Origin of the sequence: Micromonospora sp. C95 (assembly GCF_018070465.1) — a bacterium.
Taxonomy (GTDB): Bacteria; Actinomycetota; Actinomycetes; order Mycobacteriales; family Micromonosporaceae; genus Micromonospora.
The window spans coordinates 1-13685 of the sequence record NZ_JAGPXT010000051.1 but is presented as its reverse complement, the minus strand read 5'-3'; the positions used below and the strand labels follow the sequence as shown (position 1 = coordinate 13685).

Here is a 13685-nt window from a genome sequence, read left to right as displayed (position 1 = left end):
AGCCAGGCCGACCTCGACGCCGTCGCCGACGAACTGAACACCCGTCCCCGTCAAACCCTAGGTTGGGCCACTCCCAGTGAGAAAATGGCCCAACTACTCGGTGTTGCAACCGCCGCTTGAATCCGCCCCATGAACGGGAAATGTCCAAGATCGGCGGCTTGGCGCCAGATCGCCGCTTCGGCGAGGCCGCCTGACCTCCCGCCCCTGAGCACCGAGGGGCACCCCTCAGGCGGGCCGGACAAACCCTGAACTCCGATCGCTTCCCGCAGAGCACACCCTTTCTCCAGTTGACGCTTGATAAAGCGAATGATTGAGTAAGCGCCATGGGAACCACCATCGAGGATCAGCGGCTTGACGCCCTGTTCACCGCCCTCAGCGACCGCACCAGGCGCGACATCGTGGCCCGGCTCAGCGCGGGCGAGGCGACCGTCAAGGAGCTGGCGGAGCGGTACGAGATGAGCATGCAGGCCGTGTCACAGCACATCGGGGTCCTTGAGCGATCCGGCCTGGTCAGCCGCGGCCGGCACCGGCAGACCCGGCCGTGCCGGCTCGAACCGGCGGCCCTGACGGTGGCCGTCTCGTGGATCGAGCAGAGCCGACGTACCTGGTCGGCACGAATGGACCGGCTGGAAACCCGCCTCGACGATCTGCAACAGGGTGAGGGCCGGTGAACGACGAGTTCGTCTACCGGCGGGTGCTGCGGGCGCCACGCGAGCTGGTGTGGCGCTGCCTCACCGAGCCCGCCGAACTCGCACGGTTCTTGGGCCCGCACGGGATGGACACCCCGATCGACGGCATCGTCGTCGAACTCCGGCCCGGGGGTCGCTTCGAGACCCTGATGATCGGCGCATCCGGCAGTCACCGGATGGTCGCCACGTTCACCGAGGTCCTGCCGCCCGAACGCCTGGCCTGGATCGAGCCGGCCAGCGGGCTGCACACCACGAGCACACTCGACGACCTCGGCGACGGCACCACATCCGTCGTCATCCATCAACGGCACGTGCCTGAGGCGATGCGTCGGCCCGAGGCGCGAGCCGGCTTCCTCACCTCCCTCGACAAGCTTGAGAAACACCTCGCTCACCTCATCCAGGGAGACCGATCATGACCGATCCGCAGGCCTGGGTGGCACCGACCTACGAGCGACTCGCCGATCTTCTCGCCGCCGCAACCGTCGCGACCTGGGACGCGCCCTCGCTGTGCGAGAAGTGGCTCGTACGCCACGTCATCGCGCACGTGACGATGCCGGTGCGGCTGACCCCCGAGCAGTTCGGCGCCGAGCTGGCGGCAGCCGGCGGTGACTTCACCGTGCTCTCCGACACCGTGGCGACGCGGGACGCCGCGCTGCCGCTCGCCGACCTCCTCAATCAACTTCGATCGCCGGAACTGCATGCGTGGCAACCACCGGGCGGTGGCGCGACCGGTGCACTGAGCCACGCGGTCATCCACTCCCTCGATGTGACGATCGCACTCGGCCGCCCCGCGGTCGCGCCACCAGAGGCGGTGACCACCGTCCTCGACCATCTCGCCGCCACCAACGGCACCCTGTTCGGGGTGGATGTGACAGGCGTCCGGCTGGAGGCCACCGACACCGCCTGGCACACGGGACACGGCCAACTCGTCCGCGCCGGGAGTGGGGCGCTGGTGGCGCTCCTGAGCGGTCGCGCGCTGCCCGACGGACCTCGCCTTCCCCGCAGCTGACCGCGCGCCGGTCGATGCCCGGCAGGGCGGCTACCGGGCGGGGCGGATCAGGAAGGTGGCCGTCGAGGGTGCGGCACCGTCACCGATCGGGGAGCTCCGCACCTGCTTGCGCCCGTGGTGGCTCAGGTACCGATCCGGGTAGCTCCCGGTCCGGCTTACTCATGGGACCGGGCGGATCTGGGTGGCGCCGCGCCAGCAGCCGGTACGGCCCACGGCGGAGCGCCACCCCGCCCCGGACAGCCGCACCTGCCCGTAGACGCAGCTCCTGGTGCTCGTCAGCAGGTTGCCGAAGGTGGAGATGCCGCCGTAGTCCATGGCGAAGTCCGCAATCCGGGTCGGCTGGTCACCGTCGATCACGGTGAGCTGGATGCTGGCCGGCCGGGGTACGGCGTCCGCACCACCGGGCACCGGCATGAACCGCGGCCAACTCGCCCCGCAGGCGGGCGAGTAGCGCAACTCGACCGTGCCGACCACCCGTTCGTCGAGCAGCACCGCGGCACTGTCCAGCGTGGCCACCTCGGCATCGGCGGCGCAGCCGGCGTCCTTCGGATCGGCACCGTCGCGAACGCCCACCGTCACGGCCGACGGCTCGGCCGCAGGTGGCGTCGTGCGGTCCGCCTCCGGCTCGCCGGACCCGCTGGCGAGCCACGGCACCGCGACGAGCGCGGTCAGCACCAGCGCCCCGGCGAGAACCGCCCGGCTGGTGCGGACACCGGACCAGACGCCCGGTCGGGACGAAGCGGGGTCACCCGCCGGGGTGGACGGACCAAGGGGTCCCGCACCGTCCTGCCCCGAGGCGGCCGGCGGCGCGGCTGCCGGCGGCGCGGCGGCACCCGCAGCGACAGGGGGGTCCGCCACCGGGGGCACAGCGGCCTGATCCGCAGCCGCAGGCGACGCGGGGGCCGGCCGCGTCTCGCCGTCACCGCCCTGGCGCACCTGTCCCGGCTTCGCCGTGACGTGGCCGGCGACGACGCGCCACCGCTCGGTCCATTCCGCCTCGTCGCCGCCGAGTGCCCGCACGTACGCCAGCGTGGTGTCCAACGTCGGCAACCGCCGGCCGCCGGCCGCCTCGGACAGTGAGGTCGCGGACCGATGGGCCCGCCGGGCGAGGGCCTGATAGGTCGGGCGGCCCGCCTTGTCGCGCAGGGTCCGCAGGTCGGCGGCGAACGCCTGAAGCGGGTCGGCGGTGGGGTCCAGGGGGCGTTCCGCCCGGGCCATGGGCCACTCCTCGAATTGATTGACCACAACCGGGATTCATTGTCCGACGCGACACAGCGTAGAGATCGCCGTCGACGGAGGGTAGAGATGGGTAGCCGAATCCCAGGGCTCAGACAGCTCGTGAGGTCAGGAGAGACAATGATCCGGAACGTTCGCCGGCCGGCCGCCGCTGCCGCAGGCACCGTCAGCGCCGCCAACTTCCTGGTCGCGAGACTCGCCACGACGTACACCAGCAGCGACCTCTGCGCCTGACACCCGCCGGGTCGGCCCTGCGGTGCGAGCAGGGCCGGCAGGTACGGCGGTACCGGGCCGGCGCGTCATGGGACCACGCGCCGGCCCGGTACCGCGCCCTCGGTGTTACAGGTCGTTGACGCAACGCAGCACCGGCCGGGTGGTGAGGGCGGTGGAATCGAGGGCTGCCGCCGACCGCACCGTGAACGTCGCAGACTCGCCGGGCAGCAGGGTCACCAACGCCGTGTCGACCTCGGCGGACGGGTCGAGGCGGTCCGCGAACAGGGTCACGTCGCGCAGGATCGTGCGGGCGGTGACGCATACCCGTCGACCGTCGTCGACCGGTGCCACCGTCGCGTCGAAGGTCGCCGCCGGCCATCGGACGTCGCGGTCCTCGGCAAAGAACCACCAGGCCCGTTCGGTCGGGTCACCGGTGTCGGCGACCAGCAGTTCGCCCCGGGCGTCGTCGGGCCGTGCCAGCTCCGCCGCCAGGGCCAGGGTCACCGTGTCGTACGCGGGCACCTCCAGCTCCAGAGTGGACTTCGCTTTCGGTTCCCCGGCCAGGGTGAGCCGGGTGACCGTGATCGACGCCCGCCACGGCAGCCCGCCGTCGTTCACCGCCGCCAGGGCCAGCCCACCGTCGCGGGGCTGCACGGTGAGCAGCCGGTCAGCGTAGGCGCGGCGCAGCGCGTACCAGAGTGGTTTGCGGCGGCCGTCGCCGTCGATGGCAGCCCACGAGGTGACCGGCCAGCAGTCGTTGAGCTGCCAGAGAATGGTGCCCATGCACCGGCCGCGGTGGGAGCGGAAGTGTTCCACCCCGAGGGCGATTGCCCGGGCCTGGTTGAGCTGGGTCAGCCAGTGCCAGTCGTCGAAGTCACGTGGCTCGGGCAGGTGCGCGTCCAGCCCTCGGCGCAGTTTCCGGTCGCCGTCGGCGGCCTTCTGGTGGTGCGCCATGCCGGGCGAGTCGGGCGCGAGGGGCTGGTCGGTGAGGGCCCGGCGCAGCGTCGCGTACGCGGGTGGTCCCTGGTAACCGAACTCGGCGACGAACCGGGGCAGGTACTCCCGATATTTGACGTAGTCGTCGGTGTTCCACACGTCCCAGATGTGCGTGGTCCCGTACGCCGGGTCGTTGGGGTGGATCTCCTCGCCGCCCGACCAGGGGCTGCCCGGCCAGTACGGGCGGGTCGGGTCCAGCGCGGCGACGATGCGGGGCAGCAGTTCCAGGTAGTAGCCACGGCCCCAGGTGCGCCCGGCCAGCGGTGCCTGCCAGTCCCAGTCGTGCCAGCCCCAGATGTTCTCGTTGTTGCCGGTCCACAGCGCCAGCGAGGGGTGTGGTGCGAGGCGGATCACCTGTTCGGTGGCCTCGGCGGCCACCTCGGTGGCGAACGGCTCCTCCTCCGGGTACGCGGCGCAGGCGAAGAGGAAGTCCTGCTGCACCAGCAGTCCGCGTTCGTCGGCCAGGTCGTAGAAGTCCGCCGACTCGTACCGGCCGCCGCCCCAGACCCGCAGCAGGTTGACGTTCGCCGCCTCGGCCTGGTCGAAGCGGCGGGCCAGGCGCGGCCGGGTGACCCGGTTGGGGAAGACGTCGTCGGGGATCCAGTTGACGCCCCTGACGAAGACCGGCACCTCGTTGACGTACAACGTGAACGGGGCGCCGTGCTCGTCGGGGGTGGTGTCCAGGCGTACCGACCGGAAGCCGATCCGGCGGTGCCACTCGTCGAGCGGGTCGCCGTCGGGGTGGTGCAGGGTGACCGTCAACTCGTGGCGGTGCGGTGCGCCGTAGCCCCGGGGCCACCAGCGTTCCGGCCGGTCAACGGTGAGCGCCAGCACCGCGGAGCGTTGCCCCGCCGGGACGATCGCCTCGGCCTGCTGGCCCGCCACCCGCGCCCGCACGGTGAGCGGCCGGTCGGCGGCTCGTTCCACCTCGACGTGCACCTCCACCCGGCCGGTCTCGCCCTCGACGGTGACAAGTGGGCGGACCACCGCCAGCCGGGCGACCGACCAGCCGTGCAGGGCGATCTCCTGCCAGATGCCGGCGGTGACGAGCGTCGGCCCCCAGTCCCAGCCGAAGTTGCAGGCCATCTTGCGGATGAACTGGAACGGCTCCGGGTAGGCGTTGGGGCGATCGCCGAGCCGGTCCCGCTGCGCCTCGGCGTACCGGTAGGCGGAGTCGAGGCGTACGACCAGGTGGTTGTCCTCGGCGCGGAGCAGCGACGTGACGTCGAAGCGGTGACCTCGGTGCATGTTCTCGGTGCGGCCGACCTCGACGCCGTTGAGCGTGATCGTGGCGACCGTGTCCAGGCCGGCGCAGACCAGGTCGAGGCGGGCGTGGTCGTCGGGCGGCCGGTCGAAGGTGGTCTCGTACACCCAGTCGGTGCGACCGATCCAGGCCAGCGCGGTCTCGTTGTCGTCGAGGTACGGATCGGGGATCAGTCCGGCCGCCAGCAGGTCGGTGTGCACACAGCCCGGCACGGTGGCCGGCACCACTGCCCCGTCGACCTCGGGGGGCACCTGCTGCGCGGGCATCGCCCGCACGGTCCACCCGTGGTGCAGCGCCAACCGGATCGGACCGTTTTGCCGCGCGTCGCTCAAGACCTCACCACGCCTTCCGAGGCTACCGGGACGTGCCGCAGAGATCGAGGCAGCTGCACTGAACCGGGCAAGTTCGGCACCCCCGAGGGCGAGTCGGCTCTATGTCCGGCGGGCCGTACGGGCGGGTAGCGTGTCCAGCGCCGCCTGCGCCATCGACGCGGCCGGCAGGACGAGCTGGTTCAGGAGGACGTACGCCGGTGAAGCGGCCCACGATCGCGGACGTCGCCCGGCGGGCGGGAGTCTCCAAGGGCGCGGTCTCGTACGCGCTCAACGGCCAGCCGGGCGTCTCCGAGGCGACCCGACAGCGCATTCTCGCCATCGCCGCCGAGATCGGGTTCAGCCCCAGCAGCGCCGCCCGTGCCCTGTCCGGCGCGACCGCCCGCGCCATCGGCCTGATCCTCGCCCGACCGGCCCGGACCCTCGGCATCGAGCCCTTCTTCATGGAGCTGATCAGCGGCGTCGAGGGGGAGTTGTCCGCCCGGTCGTACGCGCTGACCCTTCAGGTGGTGACCGACCAGAGCGCCGAGATCACGGTCTACCGGCGCTGGTGGGGCGAGCGGCGGGTCGACGGCGTGCTGATCTGCGATCTGCGTACCGACGACGGGCGGGTGCCGGTGCTGGAGGAACTGGGTCTGCCGGCCGTGGTGATCGGCGGCCCGACCGGCACCGGAGGGCTGCCGAGTGTCTGGTCGGACGACGCGGCGGCACTTGTGGAGACGGTGGAGTACCTCTACGCCCTCGGTCACCGGCGGGTCGCCCGGGTCGGCGGCCTGCCCGAGCTGCAGCACACCGCGATCCGCACCCAGGCGTTCGCGGAGGTGTGCCGGCGGCTCGGTCTCGCCGATGCGGTCACCGCCTCCTCCGACTACACCGGCGAGGAGGGCGCGCGAGCCACCCGGCGGCTGCTCAGTTCCCGGGTCCGCCCGACGGCGATGATCTACGACAACGACGTGATGGCGATCGCCGGGCTGTCGGTGGCCCAGGAGATGGGTCTCGCCGTCCCCGCCGATCTGTCCATCGTGGCCTGGGACGACTCCCCGCTGTGTCGGCTGGTGCGTCCACCGCTCACCGCGCTGAGTCGGGACATTCCGGCCTACGGGGCGCACGCGGCACGCCAGTTGCTGCAACTGATCGAGGGAGCCCCGACGGTCGGGCTGGAGGACGAGGCCCCCCACCTGACCCCGCGCGGCAGCACCGGCCCCGCCCCCAGCCACAGTTGAAACGGTTGAGCAGGCGCGTCGGTCAGCGCGACGTCGAGGGAAACTCCTCGAAGTACGCCTCGACCCGCTCGGCGGTCGCCGGCCGGGCCAGCTCGAAGCCCTGGCCGTACCGGCAGCCGGCCCGATGCGCCCCCGACACCTGGTGGGCCGACTCCAGTTCCTCGGCCACCACCTCAAGACCCAGCCGCTCGGCCACCGTGACCACCACGTCCAGCAGGGGCCGGTGCGGGTCACCGCCGGCCATGGCCACCTCCGGCCCGACCTTGAGCAGATCGATCGGTAGTCGACGGAGCTGAGCGAGGGAGGCGTGCTCAGCCCGGAAGTCGTCGAGCGCGGTGCGGATACCCATCGAGCGCAGCCCGGCGAGCCGGGCCACCACCGTCGGCAGTTCGGCGGCCACCTTCGGCTCGGCGACCTCGACCACCAACTGGTCCGGTCCCACCCCGTATGCCTCCAGCACCGCCGCCGTCCGGGGCACGAAATCCGGCGAGGTGAGTTCCCGGGTGGTGACGTTCACCGCCATCCACAGCCGTCGGCCGCCCACGGTCCAGGCGGCCAACTGTCGACAGGCCCGGTCGAGCACCCAGGTCCCCAGCTCGCCCACGATGTCGAGATCCTCGGCCACCGGAAGCAGCTCGGCCGGAAAGACGGTGCCGAGTAGCGGGTTGCGCCAACGCAGCAGCGCCTCCGTACCGACCGGAGCCCGGTCGGCCAGGCCGAGCACCGGCTGGTACACCAGATCCAACTCGCCCCGGGCGACCGCACCGGGCAGTTCCCGCTCCAGGTCGAGCCGGCGGACCAACTGCTCCTCCAGGTAGGCGTCGTACCACTCGACCCGGTCCCGGCCGAGCTGGGCCGCGCGCCGACGGGCCAGGTCCGCCTGGCGGAACAGATCGTCCGGCTGCCCCCTGCCCAGCTCGGCCAGCCCGATGCTGGGTCGCGACCGCAGCACCGCCCCGGAAACCTCGTAGGGTCGGCTCAGCGCGGTGAGCAGCCGGGTGCCAAGCGCGTACGCGAGCACCGGTCCGGAGCCGCTCACCACCGCGAGTCCGGTACCGGCCAGGTCGAAAACCTCGCCGTCGTGGGCAGCCACGGCTCGGGCCCGGCGGACGGCCTCTGCGGCCACGTCGTCGCGCACCAGCCGGCCGGGCAGTTCGGTGAGGTGCAGGTCGACCACGAGCAGGGCGCCGCAGGCCGGTTCGGGGCGGGCCGCCAGCGCCCGCAGCAGGCCGGCGCGACCTACGGAGCGACCCGAGTCGGCGGGTGCCGGTGCCACCGCGGACGCCGGATCCGGGGCGGCGCCCGGCTCGTTCGTCGACGTGGCCGCCGCGTTACCGAACAGTTGGCGCACCACCAGCGGCGGGACCACGGCGAGCGCGAGCAGCACCGCCGTGCGATCGGGTAGCAGACCGGCCTGCAACTGGTGGATGACGGCGAGCGCGACCGCGACCGGTGGGAGCACTGCCCTTGGCCAGTCCATCGGGGCCCGCCGGGTGGGCACGGGCTGGGTCACCTGCCGGACTCCGGCGGCAACCAGCAGCACGCCGACCACAAGTGGCGGCACGGCCAGCAGCGCCGCCCGCCCGGCGGCGGGACCGGCCGGCAGCGCGGCCAGCAGCACCAGGGCGAACAGGGTCAGCGCGGAGCCGCCACGACACCGGGCGGTACCACCCTCGCGGCCGGCCCCGGTCAGCACGGCCAACGCGTCGACGGCGAGCAGACCCAAAGCCGCCGCGACCGCCAGGCGCACGGGGACCGGCACACCGGCGTACGGCAACAGCAGCCAGGCGGTGAGCACCAGGCAGACACCGGAGGCGGCCAGGTCGAGCAGTCGGTGCAGCTGGCCCCGGACCGACGGACGCGACCGGTGCAGATAGAACAGGCCACCGCCGAGCAGCGCCGTGGTGCCCGCGAGCCCGGCCGAGGCGGCCGCCGGGCGGTATCCGGCGGAGGCCAGCGGCAGCACCGCCGCGGTCAGACCGGCGGTCACCACCGCGGCGTGCAGCAGGGCGGCAGCCCGACGCGGACGCGCCGCCCGGCGGCGGGCCAGCCGGCCGGCCGGTGCTCCGCCGGCCGGCGAGTCAGGTCCGAGGGTCAGCCGGGACAGCCGCACCCCGGCCAGCGTGGACGCCGCCGCGCCGGCCAGCGCCACCACGGCGAGGGCGGGCACCGGACCGGCCGCACCGAGGGCAACCAGGACGGCGGCGACCGCGAGCACGCAGATCTCCGGCAGGAGCGGCCGGGCACCGGCACGCGACGGCACGGTACGGAACACAGACGCGACGGGCACGGCGGTCGCCTTCGTGAGGGGGCACGGGGGCGGTACGCGGACGACGGACATGGTCCGCCGCCCACCATCGATGAACGAGTCGTTCGGCGGGAAGTGACGGGCAATCGACAGTGAGTCAGGTCACGGCGACCGAATGTCGAGGTGAGCTGGGCGGCCTCGGCCGGATGGCGTGCCGCTCGCGATCTCGACCCGCCGCTGGGCGACTCCGGCCGGGTGGGATCATCTGGTCATGCCGCGCACCGACACCACCCGATTCCGGCACAACCAGGCCATCCTGGTCGGGGCGATCGTCGCCACCATCGGCGCCCTGCCGCTCGCCAGTTCCCGCCCCTACCTGCTGCCGGTGCTGCTGGTGCCGCTGGCCGTAGCGATCTGGGCCTGGCGGGCCGGCACCGACGCCGACGTGCGGGGGCTACGGGTACGGGCGCTCGCCGGAGAGCGCCGGATCTCGTGGGACCAGGTGGTCGAACTGGCGGCCGACCCCCGCGGGCGGGCGATGGCCCAACTCGACGACGGCCGATGGTTCGTGCTCCCGGCAGTGCGGGGTGCGGACCTGCCGAGGCTGGTGGCGGCGGCCGGACGCGACACCCCGCTGGCGGATCAGTAGCCGTCCACCACGACGTTGCGCGGCGGCTCACCCGCCACGAACCGTCGGATCTGCTGACCGACCAGGCGGTACGCCCTGGGCAGCAGGCCCCGCACCGAGCCGGCCACATGCGGAGTGATCAGCACGTTCGGCAGCTCCCAGAGCGGATGGTCGGCGGGCAGCGGCTCGGGATCGGTCACGTCCAGCGCGGCGGAGATCCGTCCGGTGACCAGCTCGGCGACCAGGGCGTCGGTCCGGGCCACCGGGCCCCGGGCGGCGTTGACCAGCAGGGCACCGTCCCGCATCGCGGCGAGGAACGTCTCGTCGACCAGCCCCCGGGTCTGCTCGGTCAGCGGCACCAGCAGCACCACGACGTCGGCCTGCGGCAGCAGTCGCGGCAGCTCGTCGACGCCGTGCACGCCCTGCTCGGGCCGGGCGGTCCGGGCCACCAGCACGAACTCCACCTCGAACGGGGCCAGCCGGCTCCGCACGGCGGTGCCGATCGAACCCGCACCCACGATCAGCACCCGTTTTCCGGCCAGCTCGTCGGTGGGGGCCACCTCGGCGTACGCCCACTGTCGCCGGGACTGTGCCCGGGCCATCGTCGGGAAGGCCCGCAACTGGGCGAGGATCGCGGCGACCACCCACTCGGCGGTGGACGGGTCGTGCACCCCGCGGGCGTCGCAGAGCGTGACACCGGCCGGTACCCGACCCACCCAGGCGTCCGCACCGGCCGAGAGCAGCTGCACCACCGCCAGGTCGGGCAGCTCGTGCAGCACGGCCACCGCGTCCTCGCCGGCCAGGAAGGGCGGTACCCAGAATCGGACGCCCGCCATCGGCGAGGGCAGCTTCGCCGGATCCTCCATCGTCTCGACGGTGACCTCCGGCGGTACTTCGCCGAGCAGGTCGTGGCCGGCCTCGTGCGGGATCCATACCTTCACCTCGCCGACGATAGGCGCCGGTGGGCCGACCAGCCGATGGGGGTCGGCCCGCGCCGCCCTTCCACGGTGCCGGCCCCTGAGGGCTACTCTGGGGCGGGTGAGCGCTCCCCCGTACCTCCGCGCCCGTCAGGTCCGTGCCGCCGTCGTGGCGTCCGTCGCGACGCTGCTGCTCGTCGCCGGTGGTTGCAGCCTCGGGGATCCGGAACCCGACCCGGCCGGCGAGCCACCGAACCTGCCCAGTCCGACGGTCACCGCGGGCAACGGCGACCAGGAGGTTGTCGCCACGGTGCTCGCTCAGGGGCTGCGGGTGCCGTGGGGGATCGCCTTCCTGCCCGACGGCGGTGCCCTGGTCACCGAGCGCGACAGTGGCCGCATCATCCAGGTCGGCCCGGAGTCGACCGCGGACGGTTTGAAGATCACCGAGGTGCAGACCATCGACGACGTGGTCGCCTCGGGTGAGGGCGGTCTGCTGGGCATCGCCGTCTCGCCGGAGTTCGCCCAGGACCGGACGGTCTTCGTCTACTACACCGCCGAGCGGGACAACCGCGTGGCCCGACTACGGCTCGGTACGGAGCCGACCCCGATCCTCACCGGTATCCCCAAGGCGGGCATCCACAACGGCGGCGGCCTGGCGTTCGGTCCCGACGGGCAGCTCTACGCCAGCACCGGCGACGCCGGGGACACCGACCAGTCACAGGACGTCGAGCAACTCGGCGGCAAGATCCTGCGGATCACCCCGGACGGGAAGCCGGCGCCCGGAAATCCCTTCCCGGACTCCCCGGTCTGGTCCCTGGGTCACCGCAACGTCCAGGGCATCGCCTGGTCCGGCGACCGGATGTACGCCGTCGAATTCGGCCAGAACACCTGGGACGAGGTCAATCAGATCACCAAGGGCAAGAACTACGGCTGGCCCGAGGTCGAGGGGCGCGGGGACGACGACCGGTACGTCGACCCGATCGTGCAGTGGTCGACCGACGAGGCGTCCTGCTCCGGCCTGGCCGCGGTCGAACGGATGCTCGCCACCGCGTGCCTGCGCGGTCAACGACTCTGGCTGGTCGAGCTGACCGAGACCGGCACGGTCCTCGGCCAGCCACAGGCCCTGCTGACCGAGCGGTACGGGCGACTGCGCGCCATCGCCGCCGCGCCGGACGGTTCGCTCTGGGTCGGCACCTCCAACCACGACGGGCGGGGCCGGCCGGCGCCCGAGGACGACCGGCTGCTGCGCCTCGTCTTCGCCGGTGGCGGTGCCGGGCGCAGCTGAGGCGCCAGCACAGCGCCTCATTCCAGGTTTGCCAAGATCTTTCGGCGGGCAGGTCAGAATCTCATCATGGACGGTCAGCAGAACGACGAGCCGCGCCGCGACCGGAACGGGGAAACGTCCCCCGGTCGGCCGCGTCGCTTCCCACTGACGCGACGCTCCACGGCACCGCGTACCGACGGCGGATGGCAAACGGGCCTGCGCCGCTTCGCCGTCGCCCTGGCCGTCCTGGTGGTGACGCTTGTCGGTGTGCTCGCCGGGGTCGTTGCCGGCGGCAACGTCGGCACCGAAATCGGGCCGTTCCACGCGCGGCTGTCCGTGTCGCCGACGACCGACGGCGGCACCACCGTCGACATCCCACCGCTGGGTTCCCTGCTGCTGGACAGTCACGGCGGGCCGACCCACCTGACCGTGGAGCTGGGCGCGCTCGACCAGAGCCGGGTCGAGGCGCTGATCGGCGACCCGGCAAGCCTCAACCGGGCCACCCAGTCGGCGGTCGACGAGGTCCGGGAGGGGGTGATGCGACTCGGCCTGCGCACGGTCGGCTCCGCCGTACTGGCCACCCTGGTGCTGGCGCTGCTGGTGTTCCGCGACACCCGCCGGGCGGCCTGGGCCGGCGGCCTGGCGCTACTGATCACGGCCGGCAGCCTGGGCACCGCCGCCGCCACCATCCGACCCCAGGCGATCGAGGAGCCCCGGTACGAGGGACTGCTTGTCAACGCCCCGGCCATCGTCGGCGACGTACGCAAGATCGCTGACGACTACACCCGGTACGCCGAGCAGCTCCAACGGCTCATCGGCAACGTCACCCAGCTCTACACGACGGTTTCGGCGCTGCCGGTGTACGAGCCGGAGCCGGGCACCACCCGGGTACTGCACATCTCCGATCTGCACCTCAACCCGAGCGCCTGGCAGCTCATCCGGACCGTGACCGAGCAGTTCGGCATCGACGTGGTGATCGACACCGGCGACATCACCGACTGGGGCAGCGAGCCGGAGGCGTCCTACGTCGGCTCGATCAGCCTGCTGGAGAAGCCGTACGTGTACATCCGGGGCAACCACGACTCGGGCCGTACGGCGGCGGCGGTGGCCCGCCAACCGAACGCGGTCGTTCTGGACAACACCACGACCACCGTCGCCGGGCTGACCATCGCCGGCATCGGCGACCCCCGCTTCACTCCGGACAAGAGCACCTCGCCGGCCAGTGGTGGGCTGAACCAGTCCACCGCCGACGAGTTGATCACGACGGGCGAGCAGCTCGCCGCCACGATCCGCAGCTCTCCCCGGCCGGTCGACATCGCGCTGGTGCACGACCCGGCCGCCGCCGGCCCGCTGTCCGGCGCCACCCCGCTGGTGCTCGCCGGGCACACCCACGACCGGCAGGTCAACACGCTGCCGGAGGTGCCCGGCCAGCAACCCACCACGCTTATGGTGCAGGGCTCCACCGGCGGTGCCGGGCTGCGCGGGTTGGAGCAGGAGGAGCCGACCCCGCTGGCGATGACGGTGCTCTACTTCGACCAGGAGAAGCGACTCCAGGCGTACGACGACATCACCGTGGGCGGTACCGGCCAGGCCCAGGTGAACCTCGAACGCACCGTCATCGCCCCACCGGCGACCACCCCCCTAGGCGCCACCCCCACCCCCACCCCCA

At 72.6% G+C, this 13685-nt stretch carries 11 protein-coding genes and 1 pseudogene; 8 read left to right on the top strand and 4 right to left on the bottom strand.

Annotation, left to right across the window (positions count from 1 at the left end; all coding sequences use genetic code 11):
• The 4 genes and pseudogenes from KBX00_RS28815 to KBX00_RS28800 all read left to right on the top strand — a co-directional run.
• Positions 1–120: pseudogene (locus KBX00_RS28815) on the top strand (IS30 family transposase); the annotation flags it as partial.
• Between the two features lie 203 nt (positions 121–323).
• The gene (locus KBX00_RS28810; RefSeq protein WP_210831209.1) at positions 324–671 is read left to right on the top strand and encodes a helix-turn-helix transcriptional regulator; all 348 of its coding nucleotides are present in this window, start codon (positions 324–326) and stop codon (positions 669–671) included.
• Positions 668–1105 (top strand): SRPBCC domain-containing protein, encoded by a 438-nt coding sequence (locus KBX00_RS28805; protein WP_210831208.1) that lies wholly within the window; start codon positions 668–670, stop codon positions 1103–1105. The genes KBX00_RS28810 and KBX00_RS28805 overlap by 4 nt, the downstream gene beginning before the upstream one ends.
• The gene (locus KBX00_RS28800; RefSeq protein WP_210831207.1) at positions 1102–1698 is read left to right on the top strand and encodes a maleylpyruvate isomerase family mycothiol-dependent enzyme; all 597 of its coding nucleotides are present in this window, start codon (positions 1102–1104) and stop codon (positions 1696–1698) included. The genes KBX00_RS28805 and KBX00_RS28800 overlap by 4 nt, the downstream gene beginning before the upstream one ends.
• 159 nt (positions 1699–1857) lie before the next feature.
• On the opposite strand, the gene KBX00_RS28795 is transcribed toward KBX00_RS28800, so the two are convergent.
• A complete protein-coding gene (locus tag KBX00_RS28795) occupies positions 1858–2916 on the bottom strand; it encodes an XRE family transcriptional regulator (protein ID WP_210831206.1) in 1059 nt (352 codons plus the stop codon).
• Between the two features lie 357 nt (positions 2917–3273).
• The gene (locus tag KBX00_RS28790) at positions 3274–5739 is read right to left on the bottom strand and encodes a glycoside hydrolase family 2 protein (RefSeq protein ID WP_374225390.1); all 2466 of its coding nucleotides are present in this window, start codon (positions 5737–5739) and stop codon (positions 3274–3276) included.
• Positions 5740–5936: 197 nt separating this feature from the next.
• On the opposite strand from KBX00_RS28790, the gene KBX00_RS28785 reads away from it, so the two are divergent.
• Positions 5937–6959: a LacI family DNA-binding transcriptional regulator gene (locus KBX00_RS28785; RefSeq protein ID WP_307869110.1), complete on the top strand. Its 1023-nt coding sequence runs from the start codon at positions 5937–5939 to the stop codon at positions 6957–6959.
• Between the two features lie 22 nt (positions 6960–6981).
• Here KBX00_RS28785 and KBX00_RS28780 read toward each other — a convergent pair whose 3' ends face one another.
• A complete protein-coding gene (locus tag KBX00_RS28780; RefSeq protein WP_307869109.1) occupies positions 6982–9249 on the bottom strand; it encodes a bifunctional diguanylate cyclase/phosphodiesterase in 2268 nt (755 codons plus the stop codon).
• Positions 9250–9478: 229 nt separating this feature from the next.
• Here KBX00_RS28780 and KBX00_RS28775 point away from each other — a divergent pair, with 229 nt between their 5' ends.
• Positions 9479–9856 (top strand): PH domain-containing protein, encoded by a 378-nt coding sequence (locus KBX00_RS28775; RefSeq protein ID WP_210831202.1) that lies wholly within the window; start codon positions 9479–9481, stop codon positions 9854–9856.
• On the opposite strand, the gene KBX00_RS28770 is transcribed toward KBX00_RS28775, so the two are convergent.
• Entirely contained in the window at positions 9850–10776 is a 927-nt protein-coding gene (locus KBX00_RS28770) for a 2-hydroxyacid dehydrogenase (RefSeq protein WP_210831201.1), read from the bottom strand. The genes KBX00_RS28775 and KBX00_RS28770 overlap by 7 nt on opposite strands.
• 97 nt (positions 10777–10873) lie before the next feature.
• Here KBX00_RS28770 and KBX00_RS28765 point away from each other — a divergent pair, with 97 nt between their 5' ends.
• Positions 10874–12037 carry a PQQ-dependent sugar dehydrogenase gene (locus KBX00_RS28765; protein ID WP_210831200.1) on the top strand — a complete coding sequence of 388 codons (1164 nt, stop codon included), beginning with the start codon at positions 10874–10876 and terminating at the stop codon, positions 12035–12037.
• Positions 12038–12103: 66 nt separating this feature from the next.
• Positions 12104–13685: metallophosphoesterase (locus tag KBX00_RS28760; RefSeq protein ID WP_210831199.1), on the top strand; the 1582-nt coding region annotated here is incomplete at its 3' end.